21 protein-coding genes and 1 tRNA gene are annotated in these 21389 nt (G+C 71.2%); 15 read left to right on the forward strand and 7 right to left on the reverse strand.

Features of this window, described 5'->3' with window-relative positions; genetic code table 11:
- The first annotated feature begins 106 nt into the window (after positions 1-106).
- The 3 genes from MUN78_RS02575 (at position 107) to MUN78_RS02585 (ending at position 2339) form a co-directional block, all read left to right on the forward strand.
- Positions 107-616, forward strand: a complete 510-nt coding sequence (locus MUN78_RS02575) for a MarR family winged helix-turn-helix transcriptional regulator (RefSeq protein ID WP_244728607.1) — start codon at positions 107-109, stop codon at positions 614-616.
- Positions 617-1237: 621 nt separating this feature from the next.
- Entirely contained in the window at positions 1238-1774 is a 537-nt protein-coding gene (locus MUN78_RS16790; protein WP_429952299.1) for a DDE-type integrase/transposase/recombinase, read from the forward strand.
- 199 nt (positions 1775-1973) lie between these two features.
- Positions 1974-2339: a VOC family protein gene (locus MUN78_RS02585; protein ID WP_244728609.1), complete on the forward strand. Its 366-nt coding sequence runs from the start codon at positions 1974-1976 to the stop codon at positions 2337-2339.
- Between the two features lie 78 nt (positions 2340-2417).
- Here the strand turns inward: MUN78_RS02585 and MUN78_RS02590 are convergent, their stop codons facing one another.
- Together MUN78_RS02590 and MUN78_RS02595 are read right to left on the reverse strand one after the other, a co-directional pair.
- The gene (locus MUN78_RS02590; protein ID WP_244728611.1) at positions 2418-3467 is read right to left on the reverse strand and encodes a 2,3-butanediol dehydrogenase; all 1050 of its coding nucleotides are present in this window, start codon (positions 3465-3467) and stop codon (positions 2418-2420) included.
- 30 nt (positions 3468-3497) lie between these two features.
- Complete coding sequence (locus MUN78_RS02595) at positions 3498-4049, reverse strand: TetR/AcrR family transcriptional regulator (protein WP_244728613.1); 552 nt, start codon at positions 4047-4049, stop codon at positions 3498-3500.
- A gap of 82 nt (positions 4050-4131) precedes the next feature.
- Here MUN78_RS02595 and MUN78_RS02600 point away from each other — a divergent pair.
- The 3 genes from MUN78_RS02600 to MUN78_RS02610 all read left to right on the forward strand — a co-directional run bounded on the left by MUN78_RS02600 (position 4132) and on the right by MUN78_RS02610 (position 6784).
- Positions 4132-4222 (forward strand) — tRNA-Ser (locus MUN78_RS02600).
- A gap of 170 nt (positions 4223-4392) precedes the next feature.
- Positions 4393-5031 (forward strand): TetR/AcrR family transcriptional regulator, encoded by a 639-nt coding sequence (locus MUN78_RS02605; protein WP_244728615.1) that lies wholly within the window; start codon positions 4393-4395, stop codon positions 5029-5031.
- 82 nt (positions 5032-5113) lie between these two features.
- Complete coding sequence (locus MUN78_RS02610; protein WP_244728617.1) at positions 5114-6784, forward strand: MDR family MFS transporter; 1671 nt, start codon at positions 5114-5116, stop codon at positions 6782-6784.
- 68 nt (positions 6785-6852) lie between these two features.
- Here MUN78_RS02610 and MUN78_RS02615 read toward each other — a convergent pair whose 3' ends face one another.
- Positions 6853-8943: a bifunctional 3'-5' exonuclease/DNA polymerase gene (locus tag MUN78_RS02615; RefSeq protein ID WP_244728619.1), complete on the reverse strand. Its 2091-nt coding sequence runs from the start codon at positions 8941-8943 to the stop codon at positions 6853-6855.
- 9 nt (positions 8944-8952) lie between these two features.
- Complete coding sequence (locus MUN78_RS02620) at positions 8953-9108, reverse strand: hypothetical protein (protein ID WP_244728620.1); 156 nt, start codon at positions 9106-9108, stop codon at positions 8953-8955.
- Between MUN78_RS02620 and radA the strand changes: the two genes are divergently transcribed.
- Both radA and MUN78_RS02630 read left to right on the forward strand, forming a co-directional pair.
- Complete coding sequence (radA, locus tag MUN78_RS02625) at positions 9107-10429, forward strand: DNA repair protein RadA (protein ID WP_244728622.1); 1323 nt, start codon at positions 9107-9109, stop codon at positions 10427-10429. The two genes, MUN78_RS02620 and radA, sit on opposite strands and share 2 nt — an antisense overlap.
- Before the next feature lie 102 nt (positions 10430-10531).
- Positions 10532-12040: a malate:quinone oxidoreductase gene (locus MUN78_RS02630; protein WP_255821011.1), complete on the forward strand. Its 1509-nt coding sequence runs from the start codon at positions 10532-10534 to the stop codon at positions 12038-12040.
- A gap of 493 nt (positions 12041-12533) precedes the next feature.
- Here the strand turns inward: MUN78_RS02630 and MUN78_RS02635 are convergent, their stop codons facing one another.
- Positions 12534-13289, reverse strand: coding sequence for an HAD-IIB family hydrolase (locus MUN78_RS02635; RefSeq protein ID WP_244728624.1), 756 nt, complete (start codon positions 13287-13289; stop codon positions 12534-12536).
- A gap of 54 nt (positions 13290-13343) precedes the next feature.
- Positions 13344-13769: a DUF6941 family protein gene (locus MUN78_RS02640; RefSeq protein WP_244692886.1), complete on the reverse strand. Its 426-nt coding sequence runs from the start codon at positions 13767-13769 to the stop codon at positions 13344-13346.
- Between the two features lie 183 nt (positions 13770-13952).
- On the opposite strand from MUN78_RS02640, the gene argF reads away from it, so the two are divergent.
- The 7 genes from argF (at position 13953) to mftE (ending at position 20647) form a co-directional block, all read left to right on the forward strand.
- Positions 13953-14879 (forward strand): ornithine carbamoyltransferase, encoded by a 927-nt coding sequence (argF, locus tag MUN78_RS02645; protein WP_244728626.1) that lies wholly within the window; start codon positions 13953-13955, stop codon positions 14877-14879.
- Positions 14876-16294, forward strand: coding sequence for an argininosuccinate lyase (argH, locus tag MUN78_RS02650; RefSeq protein ID WP_244728627.1), 1419 nt, complete (start codon positions 14876-14878; stop codon positions 16292-16294). Before argF ends, argH begins: the two co-directional genes overlap by 4 nt.
- A gap of 268 nt (positions 16295-16562) precedes the next feature.
- Positions 16563-17891, forward strand: a complete 1329-nt coding sequence (tyrS, locus tag MUN78_RS02655) for a tyrosine--tRNA ligase (protein WP_429952300.1) — start codon at positions 16563-16565, stop codon at positions 17889-17891.
- A 144-nt stretch (positions 17892-18035) separates the two neighbouring features.
- Entirely contained in the window at positions 18036-18143 is a 108-nt protein-coding gene (gene mftA / locus MUN78_RS02660; RefSeq protein ID WP_244728629.1) for a mycofactocin precursor MftA, read from the forward strand.
- A 7-nt stretch (positions 18144-18150) separates the two neighbouring features.
- Positions 18151-18417 carry a mycofactocin biosynthesis chaperone MftB gene (mftB, locus tag MUN78_RS02665; RefSeq protein WP_244692890.1) on the forward strand — a complete coding sequence of 89 codons (267 nt, stop codon included), beginning with the start codon at positions 18151-18153 and terminating at the stop codon, positions 18415-18417.
- A complete protein-coding gene (mftC, locus tag MUN78_RS02670) occupies positions 18414-19733 on the forward strand; it encodes a mycofactocin radical SAM maturase (protein WP_244728631.1) in 1320 nt (439 codons plus the stop codon). Before mftB ends, mftC begins: the two co-directional genes overlap by 4 nt.
- Positions 19734-19885: 152 nt before the next feature.
- Positions 19886-20647 (forward strand): mycofactocin biosynthesis peptidyl-dipeptidase MftE, encoded by a 762-nt coding sequence (gene mftE, locus MUN78_RS02675; RefSeq protein WP_244728633.1) that lies wholly within the window; start codon positions 19886-19888, stop codon positions 20645-20647.
- A gap of 17 nt (positions 20648-20664) precedes the next feature.
- Here the strand turns inward: mftE and MUN78_RS02680 are convergent, their stop codons facing one another.
- A complete protein-coding gene (locus MUN78_RS02680) occupies positions 20665-21246 on the reverse strand; it encodes a helix-turn-helix domain-containing protein (RefSeq protein ID WP_244692893.1) in 582 nt (193 codons plus the stop codon).
- Positions 21247-21389 lie beyond the last annotated feature (143 nt).

A 21389-nucleotide genomic window follows, 5' to 3' on the forward strand; every position in this document is an offset into this window, starting at 1 on the left:
GTGACGGACGTCGAAACGACGTCAATGACTTGCTTGAGAAACTCACGATAGTTGATTTTAGTTGCTCAAGCAAGTTAATGGGGTAGGTGGTCGTTAGGATGAAGGTATGCCTGACGATCTCGAGAGTGCCTCATTGACCGCCGAAGAGCTCGACGTCTGGGCCGGGGTTGCGACGTTGCTCGAGCGGCTGCCGGTCGCCCTCGATGCGCAACTGCAGCGCGACAGCGGGCTCACCAACTTCGAACACGGCATCCTGTTCGCCCTGTTCTCCGCTCCTCGCTCCACGCTCAGACTCAGCGTGCTGGCCAACTACGCCAGCTGCACGCTGTCCCGATTGTCGCGAGCCATCTCGCGGCTCGAGGCAAAAGGTTGGGTACGTCGCGAGGCCGATCCCACCGACGGCCGGTTCACCTTCGGAATCCTCACCGATGCGGGCCGCTCCAAGGTTCTCGAATCGACACCGGCGCACCACGCTCTGATCCGTCGTCTCATCTTCGACGCTCTCTCCCCCGCTCAGGCAAAAGCCCTCGGGGTGATCACACGGAAGATCGCGGAAACGATCGGCCCGGATGCCGTCTGGAGAGCGCAGGACCCCACAGCACAGCAGGCCGAGTAAGTCATTCGCAACATCGACAGCAGCAATCTGTCCGTATCGGCGGAAGCGGGGGGCGAATGCTCTTCGCTTCCGTCCCGTGTGAGATTGTTCCTGCGCTGATGCAACCTCCAGACAGTTGCATTGTCCAAGGAGTGTGAGAATTCGAGGGTCTGGTGCACGTTGAGGTGATAGCCGAGCTGGCCGGTTTCTGCTGGCGTGGGAGCATGTTGCGCCCCTGGACAAGCTCCTCGAGCACGAAGTCGAGGTGCTGCGCCGCGCTGCCTCGTATCTTTCCCAGGCGTGTCTCCCGGGACAAGGCGCTACCCGCTCGTGAGAGAGCTCGCCATCGCCGGGGTTCACGTGGTGGTGTCGTGCCGGGTATTGGGGCTCTCCCGCCGGCCGTGTTCTCGGTGGCTGCGCTCCCCGTCACTGCACGAGACCTCGTACAGGCGTATCGCGCGAACGCTCTCGATGACGCCCGCCTTGAGAATCCGGAGTTCGGGCACCGGTTCCTCGCCGATGAAGCGAAGCACTTCGGGGAACCCACGGCTGATCGGACCGCTTGGAAACTCTGCCGAGGCCTGTATTCGGGAAGAAGGAAGTGCGCGGTCATAGAGCGCAGGCCGAGCCCGCCGGTGCAAGATGATCTTGGGAGGCGCGAGTTCGTTGCGGCTGCTCCGAACGAGGTGTGGCTCTCGGACATCACGGGACACTGGGCGGGAAGTCAAGCTCTACCTGTGCGCGGCGAAAGACGTGTTCTCGAACCGGATCGTGGGGTACTCGATCGACGCGCGGACGCAGTCGTCACTCGCGATCAGAGCACTGAACCATGCAGACATGCGGCGCGGGAGGGTTGCGGGCTGCGTGCCGCATATGGATCGCGGATCGCGGTTTCGAAGCCGGAAGCTCCGCCGTCTTCTCGAGTATCGCGGCATGCTCGGATCGATGGGCAGAGTCGGGGCTGCCGGGGATAACGCGGCCATGGAATCGTTCTTCAGCCTGCTCCAGAAGGACGTCCTACACCGCCGCAGCTGGGCCACGCGTGACGAGCTGCGGTTCGCGATCGTGAGCTGGATCGAGCGAACCTATCACCGACGTCGCAGACAGGCCCGGTTGGGCGGATTGACGCCGGTCGAGTACGGGGCCGTCATGAACAAGCAGGTCGCACTCGCTGCCTGAATCAGTTGTCACCTCAATGCGCACCAGACCCGTATTCAACCCACGGGCCGAGTGGGGACATGGATCTCGACATCAACGGTCGTGCCGTGTCGTGCGAACGAGGAGCGCGGGTCTTGCATCGTGCTCGGGCGGAGCCAGCAGCGGCTCTCGGTCCGTTCGCGGGCCCGGTCGTGTCGGAGGCGGGTGCTAGCGTCGCTCCATGAGCACACAGCCGGCACACCACTCCATCAACTACGTCGAACTCGCGGTGACCGATCTCGCCGCGGCGCAGGCCTTCTACGCCACGGCATTCGGATGGACCTTCACGGACTACGGGCCGGAGTACGCCGGCTTCGTCGCTCCCGGTTCCGCGGGGGAAGCCGGCGGGCTGTTCCTCGCCGCAGAGGCGCGCCCGGTGGGCGGTCCGTTCGTGATCCTCTATTCGGAAGACCTCGAGGCCTCGGCGGCCGCGATCGCCGCCGCGGGCGGCGCCGTCGTGCAGGGGCCCTACGCCTTTCCCGGCGGTCGCCGCCTGCACTTCACCGATCCGAGCGGCAACGAGCTCGGCGTCTGGGCCGCGCAGTAGCGCCGTCGCGCCGGTCGCGCCCGCCCGTCCGTCCCTGAGCGGCGGGTGCGGCCCGCGGGGCCGCACCCGGGCGCGGACTCAGGCGGACTGCACGAGGATCTTCGCCCCGGCACCGCCGCGCAGGCGGTGGATCGCGTCGACGACGCCGTCGAGCGGCACCTCCTCGACCCAGCCGCTCGTGTCGTAGACGCCGCGGGACATCGCGTCGATGACGGCGTCGAAGTCGGCCGGGAGATAGGCCAGTGCGCCGGCGATCTCCGTCTCGGCCATGACGAGCTGCGTGGGCAGGAACTCCATCGGACGCTCATGGATCGCGACGACGACGACGCGGCCCCCGGGGACGAGGCTCGCGAGCGCCGAGGTGATCGCCGGGCCCGCTCCGGCCGCGTCGAAGGCGACGTCGACGCCGCTGCCGTCGCTGAGCGCCGAGACGGCGGCCGCGAGATCCTCGTGCACCGGATCGATCACGGTCGCGCCGAGGGCCGCGATCGTGGCCCGACGCTCCGCGCTCGGCTCCGACACGAGCACGCGATCGATCCCGCGCGCCTTGAGCGCGAACCACACGCCGATGCCGATCGGGCCGGCGCCCGCGATCAGCGCGGTCTGGCCGGCCTCGACGCGGCTGCGGCTCACCGCGTGCCACGACACCGACATCGGCTCGACGAGGGCGCCCATCCGCAGATCGACGCTCTCGGGGAGCACGTGGACCTTCTCGGCCGGCACGGTGGTGAACTCCGCCATGCCGCCGCCGTCGGAGCTCAGCCCGTGGAAGCCGATCTTCGCGCAGGCGTTGTACAGGCCCTTGGCGCACGCCGGGCAGGCGCCGCAGGAGTAGACGGGCCAGACGGCCACTCGGTCGCCGACGGCGACGCTCGTCACGCCCTCCCCGAGCTCGACGATGGTGCCCGAGAACTCGTGTCCGAGGATCTGCGGCAGCGTGGCGCCGGTGACCGGATGCGGGTGGTCGAGATCGAGGCCCGCCGCCTCGGGGGAGTAGTAGACGTGCAGGTCGGAGCCGCAGATGCCGGCGAAGGCGTTCCGGATCTTCACCTGCCCGGGGCCCGGGGTGGGCTCCTCGACCTCGACGACGCGGAGGTCTTCCTTGCCGTGGAACTGTGCTGCCTGCATGGGTGTTCTCCTTCTCTTGTCCGCCGCGCCTCAGCGCAGCCACCATTCCGGTGAGGCCGCGAGGATGATCCTCGCGGCGCGTTCGGGCTCCTCCTCGCCGGAGTCGAGCCAGGCCTCGATCGCTCCCACGGTTCCCGCAGTCGCATAGGCGATGGCCATCCGGAGCGCCGTGGCATCGCCGGCGAGCGCCTCGGGCACGATCCGCGGATGCAGCTCCAGCCAGAGCAGCAGGCCGTCGCGGATCGCGTGCTCGAGACCGGCGCGCACCGGCGCCGCCAGAACCGGATGCATCGCCCCGCGGTAGACGGCGGTGCGGCGCTGCACGTGGTCGAGAAGCGCGCGCTCGCCGACCCCGATGGAATCCGCGGTCGACAGCTCCGTCATCGCCTCGGCGATCTCGGCGGAGAGTGCATCCGCGAGGAGCTCGACGGGGCCGTTCGCGTGGCGGTAGAAGGTGTCGCGGGTCACTCGTGCGGTGCGGCAGATCTCGGACACCGTGAGATCGACGATCGGCGTCGCGGTCGACAGCTCGAGGACCGCGGCGCGCAGGCGGTTCCGGGTGCGGAGCGAGCGGGCGTCCATGCCTCCAATAATATCGGACATGTGTCAGATATGGGAACCCGGGGATTCGCGTATTCCGCACCGTTCCCCTACACTGGTCCGCGGTGACGTGTCCGAGCGGCCGAAGGTGCAACTCTCGAAAAGTTGTGTAGGGTAACCCCCTACCGTGGGTTCAAATCCCACCGTCACCGCCAGTAATCGCGGGCCCCGCGCCTCTCGCATGAGCGAGGAGCGCGGGGCCTTCGTCGTCCCATCCTCGGGCTCGCCGGCCCGGGATCGGGCTCTCCGGACCGGGATCGGGTTCTCCGGACCGGGGTCGGCGCATTCAGTGCACTCACAGCGCTAAAGTGCAAAAATGCACTCTATGAGTGAAAGTGCAACGGGAGTGCGCGCCCAGCGCCGCGCCGAGACGGCGCGGCGGATCACGGACCTCGCGCGCCGACGCACGGCCGAGCGCGGGATCACGGCGTACACCGTCGAGGAGCTGTGCGAGGACGCCGGCGTGTCTCGGCGCACCTTCTTCAACTACTTCGCCTCCAAGGAGGACGCCGTGCTCGGCGTGCCCGCGGAGCGTGACGACGCCCACTTCGTCGAGCGCTTCCTCGACGGTGCAGCGGGCAGCGGGCGGGGCGACGGAGGCCTCACCGATTCGCTCGTGGACGACCTCGTGGCGCTGTTCGAAGGGCGGTGGAGGTCCATGGGCTTCACGCTCGAGGACGCCCGGGCGCTCTTCGCGGCCCTCGATCGGGAGCCGCGACTCCACCGTCGCGTGCTCGAGCACCTGCGGGAGAGCGAGCTCGCCGACATCGCCCTCGTCGAGCGGCGCGAGGGCCTCCCGCCGGGCGATCGCCGCGCCTCCACCCTCGTGCATCTCGTGGGCGCGATGAACCGGATCGTCGCCGAGGAGTATTTCGTCGCCCACGAGCACGGCCCGGTCGGCGTCGACACCTACACGGAGCTCCTCCGCGAGCGCATCGAGATCGCTCGCTCGCTCCTGCGCTGAATCGCAGTCGCCCGACCCCACCGCGGCGCCTGCGCCGATCGCGCCGCGGCATCCGATCCCGACCCCTCCCAGAAACGGAACCATGACCTCCACCGACACGCCCTTCCTGCTCACGAAGCGCAGGATCTGGATCATCTTCGGCGCGCTCATCGCCGGGATGCTGCTCTCGAGCCTCGACCAGACGATCGTCTCCACCGCGATGCCGACGATCGTCGGCGAGCTCGGCGGCGTCGAGCATCAGGTCTGGATCACGACGGCCTATCTGCTCGCGACGACCATCGTGATGCCGATCTACGGCAAGTTCGGGGACGTGCTCGGGCGCCGCGGGCTCTTCCTCATCGCGATCGCGCTCTTCACGCTCGCCTCCGTCGGCTGCGCCTTCGCGGGCGACTTCTGGACGTTCGTGGTCTTCCGCGCCCTGCAGGGGCTCGGCGGCGGCGGCCTCATGATCCTCTCGCAGGCGATCATCGCCGACATCGTGCCGGCCAACGAGCGCGGCAAGTACATGGGTCCGCTCGGCGCCGTCTTCGGGCTCTCGGCGGTGGCCGGACCGCTCCTCGGCGGCTACTTCGTCGACCACCTCACCTGGCAGTGGGCCTTCTACATCAACATCCCCGTCGGCATCGCCGCCTTCATCATCGGCCTCGTCGCGCTCAAGCTCCCCAAGAAGAAGGCCAGCCAGCCGATCGACGTGCTCGGCGTGCTCTTCCTCTCGCTCGCCACGACCTGCCTCATCTTCTTCACCGACTTCGGGGGAGACACGGAGTTCGGCTGGAGCTCGGGCGCGACCTGGGCCTGGGGCGCCGGCCTCATCGTCGCGGCCACCGCCTTCGTCATCACCGAGGCTCGGGCGAAGGATCCGATCATCCCGCTCGGACTCTTCCGCAACCCGATCTTCATCAATGCCACCGCGATCGGCCTCGTGCTCGGCATCGGCATGTTCGCCGCGATCGGCTTCGTGCCGACGTTCCTCCAGATGTCCTCCGGTACCTCGGCGGCGGCCTCGGGCCTCCTCATGATCCCGATGATGGTCGGCCTCATGGGGACCTCGATCGGCTCCGGGATCGCGATCTCGAAGACGGGCAAGTACAAGATCTACCCGATCCTCGGCACCATCGTCACCGGGATCGCGATGACCGCGATGACGACCCTCGCCGCGTCGACGCCGATCTGGCTCATCTGCGTCTACCTGTTCGTCTTCGGGGCCGGCCTCGGCCTCATCATGCAGGTCGTCGTGCTCGTCGTGCAGAACGCGGTGCCCGCGGCACAGCTCGGCACCGCGACCAGCACGAACAACTACTTCCGCGAAGTGGGCGCATCGCTCGGCACGGCGGTGTTCGGCACCATCTTCACGACTCGGCTCTCCGAGAACCTCATGGGCGTGTTCACCGGCGCGGGGGCGAGCGCGGAGGACGCCGCAGCCTCGACCGCGACGATCGACCCGGCGACGCTCAACGCGCTGCCCGACGAGCTCCGGGAGGGGATCGTCACCGCGTACGCCGATGCGCTCGCCCCCGTGTTCTGGTATCTCATCCCGTTCATCGCGGTCGCCCTGCTCCTCTCGCTCTTCCTCAAGCAGATCCCGCTCTCCGACCAGGCCGGCCTCGTGGCGCGCGGCGAGGCGATCTCCGGGGAGGAGGCCGAGCGCCTCGAGGCCGCGCAGCGGGGCACCGGAGTGCGGGGCGCCGACGCAGGGGGCACCGAAGCTCGGGGCACCGATGCTCGGGGCGCCGAGCCGGTCCGCGAACCCTAGTACCGGCCCCCGGCCGGGCGGCGCGCGGCGCTGGCCGTGCGCCGCTCCGCGCGGCCGAGCGCGGTCGCTCAGTGCTTCTCGGCGCGCTCCGAGATCGCGATGTCGAGGGGGAACTCGACCGGGGCGTCTCCGAAGAGGAGACGCCCCGCAGCAGCAGCGGACGCTCGGACCACCCCGGCGACCGCCTCCGCGTCCGCGGCCGGGGCGTGCACGATGACTTCGTCGTGGAGGAAGAACGCGAGGTGCGGGGCATGCGCGAACACCGGGCCTGAGGCCGGGGCGGAGCGATCCCCGGTGACCGGTGCGAAGCCCGAGAGCCGCAGCCGGAGCTCGGCGAGCCAGGCGAGCGCCCACTCGGCGGCGGTGCCCTGGACCACGAAGTTGCGCGTGAACCGTCCGCGATCCCTGGCCGCGCGCCGCGCGCGCTCCTCGTCGCGCCGACTCGCCCCGGGGAGGCTGGCCGCCGCCTGCACCGCCCGCCAGGCCTCGTCCGGCGGCGGCGAGCTGCGCCCGAGCAGCGTGGAGACCACGCCGCCGCGCTCGCCGGTCTCCGCGGCCTCGTCGACGAGGCGCATCGCGGCGGGGAAGGCGCGGCGCAGCCGGGGCACGAGACGGCCGCTGTCCCCGGTCGTGGCGCCGTACATCGCCCCGAGCACCGCGATCTTCGCCTCCTGCCGGGTGGCCACGGCCCCGCTCTCCACGATGCCCGCGTAGAGATCCCGTCCGGTGCCCGCGGCCGCCATCGCGCGGTCCCCGGCCATGGCGGCGAGAACGCGCGGCTCCAACTGCGCCACGTCGGCCGAGACGAGCAGCCAGCCGGGGTCGGCCCGGAGCGCGGGGCGGAGGGTGCGGGGGATCTGCAGCGCCCCGCCCCCGCTCGACGCCCAGCGGCCGGTCACGACCCCGCCGGGGAGATAGACGGGACGATAGCGCCCCTCGTGCACCCAGTCGTCCAGCCAGCTCCAGCCGTTGGCGGTGAGCAGCCGCATGAGCTTCTTGTAGTGCAGCAGCGGACCGATCGCGGGATGCTCGACCTCCTCGAGCTCCCAGCGCGAGGTCGAGGCGGCCTCGATACCCGCGGCGCGGAGGGCGCGCAGCAGCTTCGGCGGGGAGTCGAGGCTCGCGGCGGGGTCGCCGAGTTCGCGGCGGACAGTCGTGGCGAGCTCCACGAGCTTCGCCGGTCGTTCGCCCGGAGCCGGGCGCGGGCCGAGCGCCGCCTCGAGGATCCGGTCGTGCTCGGCGGCGTCCCACGGCACCCCGGCCGCCGTCAGCTCGGCGGCGATGAGCGCTCCGGCCGACTCCGCGGCGAGGAGCAAGGACAGCCGCGCGGGATCGCTCGCCGCGGCGAGCACGGCGCGCTGCCGCGCGAACTCGTCGAGGGCGGCCGCGATACCGGTGACGCCTGCGGTTTCGCCCGCCTCGGAAGCCGGGAGTGCGCGGTGCGCTGCGGGAGCTCCCGGCGCTGCGGGGGCTCCCGGCGCTCCGGGGGCCGCGGACGCCGAGGGCGCTTCCGGCTCCGTGGCCGGTTCGGCCCCCTCGGCCGTTCCGGGCGCCGCGCGAACGCCGGCCCCCGGGTCGCCCGGCGCGGCGGCGCCGGGTACCGGGACGCCGGATGCAGTGCCGGCGGATGCAGTGCCGGCGGATGCGGTCTCGCCGGATGCGGTGCCGCCGAACGCCGCGGCGCCCAGGAAGTCGTCGAAGAGGGTCGGCTCGGACGGGACCGGGGGAGCGGCGGGTGCGGGAGCGGGCGGTTCGGGCGCGAGGGCGTCCCATTCGGGAGCGGCGGCGAAGACCGCCCGATCGGTCACGAGGGCGGAGTGCCGCAGGATCGCCCGGCACAGTCGGAGGTCGTGGCAGCGCGCGACCCTGACACCGGCTGCGAGGAGCGCGGGGGCGCGGCTCGCCGTGTCGTGCCACACCCAGCGAGCCGGGGCGGCGCTTCCGGGAGTCCCGTCCCCGGCGCGATCAGCCTCCTGCGTGGCGACGAACGCCGGCAGTTCGGAGGCGGGGAGCTCGCGGCGCGCGAGGATGGCGCCGTCGGCCCCGAGCTCGACGATCACGAGCCGGTCCGCGCTCGGCGGGCCCGCGGCGGTCCCGGGAGCCGGGGCGTCGCCGACGACGCGCCAGCGCACGGCGGGATCGGACGACGCGGAGCTCATGGCACCACGCTACTGCGCGCCGCCGACACCGCCGCCGCTGTCGACACCGCCGCCGTCGACGCTGTCGACACCGTCGCTGTCGATGACGCCGCCGTCGTCGCCGATGCGGTGCAGCCGCGGGTGCTGCGGCGCCGTGTCGGAGGTCGCCAGTAGGCTCGCCTGCATGGCGAAGACCTTGAGCGCGTATGCGTGCACCGAGTGCGGGTGGCAGACCTCGAAGTGGGTCGGCCGCTGCGGCGAGTGCCAGCAGTGGGGCACGGTCGAGGAGCGCGCCCGTGCGGGGGCGTCGCTCGCGCGCACGACGGTGGCCGCCGTCGTCGGTCGGGCGGCGCGCCCGATCACCGAGCTGAGCGGCGACGCGGTGGCCCACCGTCCGACGGGCATCGGCGAGCTCGACCGCGTGCTCGGCGGCGGCGTCGTGCCCGGAGCCGCGATCCTGTTCTCGGGCGAACCGGGCGTCGGCAAGTCGACGCTGCTCCTCGACGCGGCCGCTCGCGCCGCCGCCGCGGGCGCGCGGGTGCTCTACGCGAGCGGCGAGGAGTCGACGGGCCAGATCCGGATGCGCGCGGAGCGCACCGGCGCGCTGCACGAGACGCTCTACCTCGCGAGCGAGACGGATCTCGCGACGGTGCTCGGGCACATCGAGCAGGTCGATCCCGCCCTCGTGGTCGTCGACTCCGTACAGACCCTCGCGAGCGATCAGATCGACGGCGGCACCGGCGGACCCGCGCAGGTGCGCGAGGTCGCCGCGGCGCTCATCCGCGTCGCGAAGGAACGGGGTACGCCCGTGATCCTCGTGGGGCACGTGACGAAGGACGGCTCGGTCGCCGGGCCGCGCCTCCTCGAGCACCTCGTCGACGTCGTCTGCCACTTCGAGGGCGACCGGCAGACCTCCCTCCGCTTCCTGCGCACCCTGAAGAACCGCTACGGGCCGACCGATGAGGTCGGCTGCTTCGAGATGGGCGACGGCGGCATCCGCGAGGTGCCCGATCCGAGCGGCCTGTTCCTCAGCCGATCCGAGTCGCCCGTCAGCGGCACCTGCGCCACGGTCGCCCTCGAGGGGCGACGCGCCCTCCCCGTGGAGGTGCAGGCGCTCGTCGCCAAGAGCTCCACCCCGAACCCGCGGCGCGTCACGAGCGGGGTCGATCCCTCGCGCGTCGCCATGATCCTCGCGGTGATCGAGCGTCGGCTGAAGGTCACGCTGCACGATCAGGACGTCTACGTCTCGACGGTCGGCGGCGTCAAGCTCACCGAGCCGGCCGCCGATCTCGCGATCGCGCTCGCCGTGATCTCGGCGAGCATGGACCGACCGCTGCCCCTCAGGCTCGCGGCATTCGGGGAGATCAGCCTCGCCGGGGAGGTCCGCCCCGTGGCCGGCGGTGCGCAGCGCAGCGGCGAGGCATCGAGACTCGGCTACACGCGGCTGCTGGGGTCGTCGTCCGCGACGCTGGAGCAGGCGCGCATCGACGCCGGACTCGCGCGCTGAGCAGGGCGAGGGACGAGCCATGTGACATGGCACCCGCGGCGCTGCCCGGCCCCCGGCGTCCGCGGACCGAGCACTCCGGCAGGCGGGGTAGACTCGGAGACCGTGAGTAAGAACACGGTAGACGTCGTCCTCATCGGCGGTGGCGTGATGAGCGCCACCCTGGGCACCCTGATCAAGCAGGTGCAGCCCGACTGGACGATGCAGATCTTCGAGGCGCGCGAGAGCGTCGCGATCGAGAGCAGCAACGCCTGGAACAACGCGGGGACCGGCCACGCCGCGCTCTGCGAGCTGAACTACATGCCCGAGGGCAAAGACGGCAGCCTCTCCGCCGCGAAGGCGATCGACATCAACGAGCAGTTCCAGCTCTCCCGGCAGTGGTGGTCCGCGCTCGTGCAGCAGGGGATCCTCGGCGAGCCGTCCTCCTTCATCAACCCGACACCGCACATGACCTTCGTGCGCGGCGAGGCGAATGTCGACTATCTGCGCCGCCGCTACGAGATCCTCAAGCAGGAGCCGCTCTTCTCCGACATGGAGTTCAGCGACGACCCCGAGCAGATCGCGGAGTGGGCGCCGCTCCTCGTCGACCGCCGTGCCAAGGACGAGGTCTTCGCGGCGACCCGCTCCGAGAGCGGCACGGACGTCGACTTCGGCTCCGTCACCCGGCAGCTCATCTCCCACCTCGTCGACCACGGGGCGACGCTGCACCTCGGCACCGAGGTGACGAAGCTCAAGCGACGCGCGGACGGCACCTGGGACGTCGTCACGCGCAACCGCGCGGGCTACGGGAAGTCCACCGTCAACGCGAAGTTCGTGTTCGTCGGCGGCGGAGGCGGAGCCCTGCAGCTGCTGCAGTCCTCGAAGATCCCCGAGATCAAGGGCTTCGGCGGGTTCCCGATCAGCGGCAAGTTCCTGAAGACCTCGAATCCCGAGATCGTCGCGCAGCACCGCGCGAAGGTCTACGGGAAGGCCGCGGTCGGCGCCCCGCCGATGTCCGTGCCGCACCTCGACACCCGCATCGTCGACGGGCAGGAGAGCCTGCTCTTCGGCCCGTACGCGGGATTCAGCCCGAACTTCCTGAAGAAGGGCTCCTGGTGGGACCTGCCCGGGTCGATCCGGCTGCACAACCTCGGGCCCATGCTGAAGGTCGGTCTGACGCAGTGGTCGCTTGAGAAGTACCTGCTCGGCGAGCTCATGGCGAGCCGCGAGCAGCAGATGCAGACGCTGCGCGAGTACATGCCGACGGCGCGCACCTCGGACTGGGAGATGATCACCGCGGGCCAGCGCGTCCAGGTCATGAAGAAGGACCCGGAGAAGGGCGGCATCCTGCAGTTCGGCACGGAGGTCATCACGGGCGCCGACGGCTCCATCGCCGGTCTGCTCGGCGCGTCCCCGGGCGCGTCGACCGCCGTGCACGCGATGCTCGGCGTGCTCCGCAAGTGCTTCCCCGAGCAGTTCGCGTCGTCCTGGGAGTCGGCGTTCACCGCGCAGATCCCGGCGCTCGCGACGGGCGGGCTGAACGGAGATCCGGAGGCGGCCGCCGCCTCACTCGCGGAGACCTCTCGCGTGCTCGGGCTGATCCCGAGCGAGGAGCCCGCAGCGCTCGAGGCCTGAGCCGCGCTCACCCCTCCGTACGTCGCGTACTTCCCGTACTTCGCCTACTTCCCGTACTTCGCCTCGATCCGGGTCGCTCCGGCAGGGTGCGGGACTCCCGCACCCTGCCGGAGCGACCCGGACCATTTGCGTCCGGAGAGGGTGGGGGAGGGCTCGGCACCGCAGCTGGGCTCGGGGGCGGAACGACCGTCCCGGTGTTCCCTTCCCTGCGCTGCGCTGCGCTGCGCTGCGCCGCCCCGCGCTGCGCTGCGCTGCTCCGCGCCTCACCTCGCCTGCGCTCCTCGCACTCCGCCCTCTCCCGCGCCTCGTCCCCTCCCGAACCCCGGATCCGGGTCGCTGAGGCACGGTGCTCAGGAGTTCGACCCTGCCGGAGTGACCCGGATCGATCGCGGTCGCGGGGAGAGCGGGCGGGAAGAGCGGGCGGGGAGTACTGGCGGGGTGGGCAAAGTAGGGAGAGGACGCCCCGGGGAACGGGCTCGAGGGCGCTCCGGGCCTACGGCGCGAGGAGCTCCTCGAGGAAGTCGGCCGTATCCTCCCAACCCGTGACCGCTCGGCACGGCACCCCGAGCGCGCGCACGGGATAGTCGTTGCCGTCGGGATCGAGCCGATCCCCGACGAAGAGCATCTCGGACAGCGCGATCCCCGTGTGTGTCTCCAGCTTGCGCATGCCGTACGCCTTGTCGATGCCGCGGCGCGTGATGTCGACCGACGTCGATCCGCCGCTGCGGACCTCGAGCGCGGGCAGCCGATCCTGCACCGCGGCGCGCAGCGCGTTCTTCTTCGCCCCGTCAGGATCCCAGCCCTGCTTCACGGCGACCGGGGCGCGCTGGCCCAGCGCGGAGAAGGTCACCTGCGATCCGCGATCCTCGAGGATCTCGCCCCAGGGATCCGCCTCCCAGAGACCGAGCCGCCGGGCCTCCTCGCGGAGCGCCGCGAGCGCCGCATCGCGCTCCTCCGGCGCGAGCTCCTCGCGGTACACGGTGCGCCAGGCGCCGCCCGAGCGCCGCTCGTAGCGGGTGCCGCACGTCGGCAGCAGGTGCAGCCGTTCGAGCGCCGCTTCGGGGAGCCGGCCGAGCGAGCGGAGCAGCTGCGACTCGAACTGCTCGAAGTTGCCCCCCGAGATGACCGCGACCGTGGTGCGGTCGAGCAGCCGCGCGAAGACGGCGCGCATGCGCGGTTCGAGCGGGGACTTCGAGGGGGCGAGGGTGTCGTCGAGATCGAAGGCGACGAGCTGCGGGATCGGGGGCATCCGACGATTCTTCCACAGCGGCGCCGCGCGCTCGGCATCCCGGCGGGCGGCGCGCTACTCCTCGTCGTCGAGGCTCGGCAGCGAGTTGGCGTTCGCGTAGAAGCGCACGTCGACGCGCTCGAGCCCGGTGCCCTCGAAGACGATGCGGTAGCTGCCCGGCATGGGGATCTGGGCCTCGGAGAGCTGGAACACCATCGGGATGTAGCCGAAGCTGTCGTTGCCCCCGCCGAGGCTGAAGTTCCCCTCGAGGCCGAACACCTCCCCGCCGCCGACCGTCGGCTCGCAGCGGGCGCGGAAGCTCCGCTCGGGATCGCCCCGGCGCGCCTCGTTCTCGTCGTACTCGACGACCACGACGAGGGTCGCCCCGAGCGGAGCCGGGTACTCGTCGCGATTGATCGTGTTGATGAATCCCGAGAGGACGCCGAGCGTGCCCTCGCGCACGTTCGCCGCATCCGCCAGAAACGCCGCCGCCACCCGCATGTGAGCCTCCCCGAGAGATCCGTGGCCTCCTACTCTGCCATGCGCGGCTCCGATCCCGCCGTGCGCCTCGGCACGGACGCCGCCGGGATCCCCACCCCGCCGCGCTGACGGGAGCGCCGCCCGAGCCGCCCGAGCCGCGGCGGCCGCGATCCCCGCGTCCGCGGCCGCGGCTAGACTGGTGCGGTGACCAGACATTTCCTCCGCGATGACGATCTGACGCCGGCCGAGCAGCGCGAGGTGCTCGATCTTGCCGCACGACTCAAGCGGGAGCCGTTCTCGGAGCGTCCGCTGGAAGGACCGCGATCGGTCGCCGTGTTCTTCGACAAGACCTCGACCCGCACCCGCTTCAGCTTCGCCGCGGGCGTCGCCGAACTCGGGGGATCCCCGATCATCGTCAACCCGGGGGAGGCGCAGCTCGGCGCCAAGGAGTCGATCGCGGATACGGCGCGCGTGCTCTCCCGCATGGTGTCGATGATCGTCTGGCGCACCTTCGCGCATGCGGGACTCGAGGAGATGGCCGCGCACGCCGAGGTGCCCGTCGTCAACTCGCTCTCCGACGACTTCCACCCGTGCCAGATCCTCGCCGATCTGCAGACGATCCGCGAGCGCAAGGGGGAGCTCGCCGGCCTCACCGCCGCTTACCTCGGCGACGCCGCGAACAACATGGGGCACTCGTACCTGCTCGGCTTCGCCACCGCCGGCATGCATATCCGCGTAGCCGGTCCCGCGGGCTTCCACCCCCGCCCCGACATCGTCGCCGATGCCGAGCGCATCGCAGCCGAGACCGGCGGCAGCGTGACGATCCTCACCGACCCGGCCGCCGCGGTGGCGGGGGCCGACGTCGTGATCACCGACACCTGGGTGTCGATGGGGCAGGAGGACGAGAAGGCCGAGCGCATCGCGACCTTCGGGGCCTACCGGGTGACCCCCGAGCTCATGGCGCAGGGGGCGGATGACGCGATCTTCCTCCACTGCCTCCCGGCCTACCGCGAGTACGAGGTGGCCGCCGAGGTGATCGACGGTCCGCAGAGCGCCGTGTGGGACGAGGCCGAAAACCGAGTGCATGCGCAGAAGGCGCTGATGGCCTGGCTGCTGAAGGAGAGCGAATGACCGAGAACACCAACCGCGCGGCCGAGGCCGGAGCCCTCTGGGGCGGACGTTTCGCGAGCGGCCCGTCGCCCGCGCTCGCCGCGCTCTCGAAGTCGACGCAGTTCGACTGGGTGCTCGCGCCCTACGATATCCGCGGCTCGAAGGCGCACGCGACCGCGCTCGCCGCGGCCGGCTACCTCAGCGCCGATGAGCTGCGGGACATGCACGCCGGACTCGACGAGCTCGCAGCGCGCGTCGCCGACGGCCGGGCGCTGCCGGCCGAGGACGACGAGGACGTGCATTCGGCGCTCGAGCGCCTCCTCATCGAGATCACGGGCGTGCAGCTCGGCGGAAAGCTCCGCGCGGGCCGCAGCCGCAACGACCAGATCGCGACGCTCGTGCGCCTCTACCTCCTCGACCACGCCGCCGTCATCCGTGACATGCTGCTCGAGCTGCTCGACGCGCTCGCCGAGCAGGCGGGCCGGCACCCGGAGGCGATCCTGCCCGGCCGCACCCACCTGCAGCACGCGCAGCCGGTACTGCTCGCCCACCAGATCGCGGCGCACGCCTGGCCCGTGGTGCGCGACCTCGAACGGCTGCGCGACTGGTCCGCGCGGGCGAGCTTCTCGCCCTACGGCGGCGGAGCGCTCGCCGGCTCCTCGCTCGGGCTCGATCCGCAGCTCGTCGCGAACGAACTCGGGCTCGGCGCGCCGCTCGAGAACTCCATCGACGGCACCGCGGCGCGCGACGTGGTCGCGGAGTTCGCCTTCATCTGCGCGCAGATCGGGATCGATCTCTCCCGGCTCTCCGAGGAGATCATCCTCTGGAACACCAAGGAATTCGGCTTCGTGCGCCTGCACGACGGCTACTCGACGGGATCGTCGATCATGCCGCAGAAGAAGAACCCGGACATCGCCGAGCTCGCGCGTGGCAAGTCGGGGCGCCTCATCGGCAACCTCACCGGCCTGCTCGCGACGCTCAAGGGGCTGCCGCTGGCGTACAACCGCGATCTGCAGGAGGACAAGGAGCCCGTCTTCGACTCCGTCGCCCAGCTCGAGGTGCTGCTGCCCGCGTTCACCGGCATGGTCGCGACGATGACGTTCAACACCGAGCGCATGGCGGAGCTCGCACCGCAGGGCTTCTCGCTCGCGACCGACGTGGCCGAGTGGCTCGTGAAGCAGGGCGTGATCTTCCGCGACGCCCACGAGATCTCGGGCGAGCTCGTGCGCTTCTGCGAGGAGCGCGGGATCGAACTGCACGAGCCCACCGACGCCGAGCTGGCGCAGGTCTCCGCGCATCTCACTCCCGCGGTGCGCGAGGTGCTCACCATCGAGGGATCGGTGAACTCGCGCATCGGAGCGGGTGGGACGGCGCGCGTGCGCGTCGATGAGCAACTGGCGCGCCTCGCGGATCGCATCGCCGAATTCCGAGGGTAGTTCGCCGGGTGCGGCGTCCGACACCGGTGTCCGGCGTCGGCGCCCGATCCGGATGCCGGTGCCCCGGTCCCGGCGTGCGGGGTCGGCGCCCGAGCCGGAGCCCGGTCCCGACGTGCGCCTGTTCGCACGTCACTCGTTGCGGCTTGAGCGGCCTCCGAGCCGCAACGAGTGACGTGCGAACGCGACGTCCGGCGTTGGAGCTGCGGATGGCCCGTCAGCGGACCGAGGCGGACCGAGGCGGACCGGGGCGCGCGGGCGACCGGGTACGATGGCAGGCGTGTCTGAACTGAACGATCGCAGCGAGATCCTGGCCGCCCAGCGCAACGACGACAGCTTCCCCACCCTGTGGGACGAGCTCCAGTGGCGCGGGCTGGTCCACGTGTCGACGGACGCCGAGGCGCTGTCGACGCTCCTCGAGGGCGAGCCGTTCACGTATTACTGCGGCTTCGATCCGACCGCCCCCAGCCTGCACCTCGGCAACCTCGTGCAGCTGCTGCTGCTGCGCCGCATCCAGCTAAAGGGGCACAAGCCGCTCGGACTCGTCGGCGGCTCGACGGGGCTCATCGGGGATCCGCGCCCCACCGCGGAGCGCACGCTCAACAGCCGCGACACGGTCGCCGAGTGGGTCGCCCGCCTCCAGGATCAGGTCTCCCGCTTCCTCTCGAGCGATGGCGAGAACGCGGTGCGCCTCGTCAACAACCTCGACTGGACCGCCCCGCTCTCCGCCATCGACTTCCTGCGCGAGATCGGCAAGCACTTCCGCGTGGGGACGATGCTGAAGAAGGACGCCGTCGCGGCGCGCCTGAACTCCGACGAGGGCATCAGCTACACCGAGTTCAGCTACCAGATCCTGCAGGGCTACGACTTCCTCGAGCTGTTCCGCAGCTACGACTGCGTGCTGCAGTCGGGGGGCAGCGATCAGTGGGGCAACCTCACGAGCGGCACCGATCTCATCCGCAAGGTCGAGGGGAAGTCCGCGCACGCGATCGGCACTCCGCTCATCACGAACGCCGACGGCACGAAGTTCGGCAAGAGCGAGGGCAACGCGATCTGGCTGAACGCCGAGATGTGCTCGCCCTACGCCTTCTACCAGTTCTGGGTGAATCAGGCCGACGCGGATGTGATCGACCGGCTGAAGGTCTTCACCTTCCTCACCCGGGCCGAGATCGAGTCGTACGCCGCGCAGGTCGCCGAGGAGCCGTTCAAGCGCGCCGCGCAGAAGCGCCTCGCGCTCGAGGTGACGACCCTCGTCCACGGCGCCGCCGCGACGCAGGGCGCGATCGACGCCTCCGAGGCGCTCTTCGGCCGCGGCGACCTCACGGCGCTCGACGAGGCCTCGCTGCGCGGTGCGGTGGCGGAGCTGCCGCAGGCGCCCGGGGCGACGGGGGCGCCCGTCGCGCAGCTCATGGTCGACGCCGGGCTCGTGAAGAGCCTCGGAGAGGCGCGCCGGGCCATCGCGCAGGGCGGCGTCTACGTGAACAACGTCGCCGTCGAGGCGGACGATCGCGTGCTCGCGCCGACCGACCTGCTGCACGGAGCGGTCGCGGTGCTGCGCCGCGGCAAGAAGACGCTCGCGGGCGTCGTCGTCGCGGAGTAGCGGGATCGGCATCAACCACGGAACCGGACGGGCCGGGTGCGGAGAGAAAACCGCACCCGGCCCTTCCGTTTTGACACCGGGTGTCACTAGGATCTGACTACGGGAACCCCCGTCGATGAAGACGACACTCGAAGGAGATCCATCATGGATATTCGCGATACCCAGACCTCCGCCCCCGCAGCGCAGCCGCAGTCCCCGGCCGACGCCCTCGTCGAAGAGGTGTCGATCGACGGCATGTGCGGCGTCTACTAGGCCGGCCATGACGCCCGACAGCGCCTGGCGGCTGCATCCGCAGGTCTCCGTCAGGCCCGAGCCGTTCGGCGCGCTGCTCTACCACTTCGGCACGCGCAAGCTGTCCTTCCTGAAGGATCGGACCCTGCTCGACATCGTCCGGGGGCTCGACGCGGCCCCCGATGTGCGCGCCGCCTGCGCGTCCGCCGGTGTCGACGGCCCCCGCATGGATCGCTACCTGCAGGCGCTCGGCACGCTCGCCGCCTCGCAGATGATCGAGGAGAAGACCGCATGACCCTCACGATGGAGCGGCCGTCGGCCGTCCGCGACCCCGAGCCGAAGCGGCTCGTCGACCACTTCGAGAGCGGGCTGGACGCGCCCATCTGCCTGACCTGGGAGCTCACCTACGCCTGCAACCTCTCCTGCATCCACTGCCTCTCGGCATCGGGGCGGCGCGATCCGCGCGAGCTGTCGACGGCCGAGTGCAAGGCGATCATCGATGAACTCGAGCGCATGCAGGTGTTCTACGTGAACATCGGCGGTGGCGAACCCACGGTGCGCGCGGACTTCTGGGAGATCCTCGACTACGCGACGGCGCACCACGTCGGGGTGAAGTTCTCGACGAACGGCGTGAAGATCACCCCCGAGCGCGCACGGCAGCTCGCCGCGAACGACTACGTCGACGTGCAGATCTCGCTCGACGGCGCCACCGCCGAGGTGAACGACGCGATCCGCGGCGGTCGCTCCTACGACATCGCGCTGCAGGCCATGCAGAATCTCGCAGATGCCGGCATGAAGAACTTCAAGATCTCGGTCGTGTGCACGCGCACCAACATTCCGCAGCTCGACGAGTTCAAGGCGATCGCCGACCGCTACGGCGCGCAACTGCGCCTCACTCGGCTGCGCCCGTCCGGCCGTGCGGCGGATATCTGGGACGAACTGCACCCCACCGCCGAGCAGCAGCGGGAGCTCTACGAGTGGCTGATCGCGAACGGCGACCAGGTGCTCACGGGGGACTCCTTCTTCCACCTCTCCGCCTACGGCCAGGCGCTGCCCGGCCTGAACCTCTGCGGAGCGGGGCGCGTCGTCTGCCTCATCGACCCCATCGGCGAGGTGTACGCCTGCCCCTTCGCGATCCACGACGAGTTCCTCGCGGGCAACGTGCGCGACCCCGGCGGGTTCGCGGGGGTCTGGCGAGACTCCGAACTGTTCACCCGACTCCGGCAGCCGCAGTCGGGCGGGGCCTGCGCGTCCTGCCAGTTCTTCGACACCTGCAAGGGCGGCTGCATGGCCGCCAAGTTCTTCACGGGCCTGCCGCTCGACGGCCCCGATCCCGAGTGCGTGCAGGGCTTCGGCGAGGAACTGCTGCGCGAGAAGGAGCGGCTGAAGCCGCAGAAGCCGACGGGGGATCACTCCCACCGCACGACGCGGGCACCCGCGAGATCGGGAATGGGGCCCGTGCGCCTCACCCTCACGAAGCGGAAGGACATCGCGGCCCCGCCCGTGAGCGCCTGTGCGGAGAGCCCGCTCGCGGGATACGTGCCGCCCAACGCACCCGAGCGCCGACGGCGCACCCGTGACGCCTCGGGCGCGGAGCCGCCGGCGCAGTGAGCGAGGGGCGCGCCGGGGGAGGCGGGGCCGGGGAGGCCCGGTCCGGGGAGGCCCGGCCCGGGACGGGGGCGGCCGGATCCGGTGGAACCGGCACCCGGCCCCGGGCCGGTGACGCCGGATCCGGGGAACGCGGTGCGGGATCCGCGGCCGCGATGACCGTCGGCGACGCGGATCGCGCCGGGCAGGGCGCGCCGCTCGCCGAGCGCCGCTGGCCCGCGATCTCCGGCGGCGCCCTCATCCTGCCCCTCGGCGCGACCGAGCAGCACGGGCCGCACCTGCCGCTCGGGACCGACGCCGATGTCGCGCAGGCCGTCGCCCGTGCACTCGCCGCGGGAGAGGACCCCGCGCCCGCGCCCGCGAGGCTGCTCGCGCCGGCGATCCCGTACGGCGCGAGCGGGGAGCACGCGGACTTCCCCGGCACGCTGAGCCTCGGCACCGCGGTGCTCACGGAGCTGCTCGTTGAGCTCGGCCGCTCGGCGCTGCGCTGGGCCGAGCGCGTGTGCATCGTCAACGGGCACGGCGGCAACGTCGAGGCGCTCGCCGCGGCCGTGCCCCGGCTGCGCCGCGAGGGACGCGACGTCGCCTGGCTGCCCTGCGGCTCCGCCAGGATCCCCGGCGACGCGCACGCGGGCCGCGCGGAGACCTCCCTCATGCTCCATCTGCACCCGGATCGCGTCGCGGCGGGGCTCGCGGAGGCGGGGGACGCGCGGCCGATGCGCGAGCTCCTCCCCGAACTGCGCGCCCGCGGCGTGCGCGCGGTCTCGTCGAACGGGGTCCTCGGCGACCCGAGCGGGGCGAGCGCGGACGAGGGGCGGGCCCGCTTCGCGGCCGTGCTCGCCGAGGCCGAGGAGCGTCTGCGGGCGTGGGCGCCGCGCGACACGGACGGCATGCTCGCGCTCCGCGACGCCGTCTGAGCTCGAGGGGACGGGATCTAGGCGGATCCGCTCCACGCCGCGGGGATCAGCACCCAGACCGCCTCGGCCCCGTCGGGGCCCGCGTGCCAGGTGTGCGGGGTGCGGCCGGGGAAGGTCAGGGTGTCGCCGGCCGCGAGCGGCACTCGGCGGTCCGCGAAGGCGATCTCGAGGGTGCCGGTGACCAGGTGCAGCGACTCGAGATTGCAGTTGACGGTGTAGAGCTGCTCACCGCCGCTCGCCCCCGGTGCGAGCGAGGAGCGCAGCACCTGGACGCGGTCCTCCGAGCGGGGCGTCACGAGGCGCTCGTCGGCGCCCGTGCCGCCCATGTTGATGGCCGGCGCCTCCGCCAACGGGATCAGCTGCAGCTCGGGCTCTTCGAACAGGCTCCCGACGGGCAGCGAGAGGGCCTGGCAGAGCTGCACGAGCGTCGGCACGCTCGGCATGGTGTCGTCCCGCTCGATCCTGCTGATGAACCCCTTCGTCAGGCCCGAGGCCCGGGCGAGCTGCTCGAGGGTGAGGCCCTGGGCGAGCCGGGACGAGCGCAGCTTCGCACCGATCCGGATCGGCTCGGCGGCGGCGGTCGGATGGATCGGTCGCATGGGTGCCGCCCTTTCATTCCGGAGCTCGGGCTCGCAGGCGCGGCGCCCGCGTTGACCTCCGCGCGGCATCCAGCCTATAGTGAATGCGAGTTCACTGATGGAACTCACTTGTTTACTCACAGGAAACTTTGAAAGGAGCTCGA

Origin of the sequence: Leucobacter allii, from assembly GCF_022919155.1 — a bacterium.
Classification (GTDB): Bacteria; Actinomycetota; Actinomycetes; order Actinomycetales; family Microbacteriaceae; genus Leucobacter; species Leucobacter allii.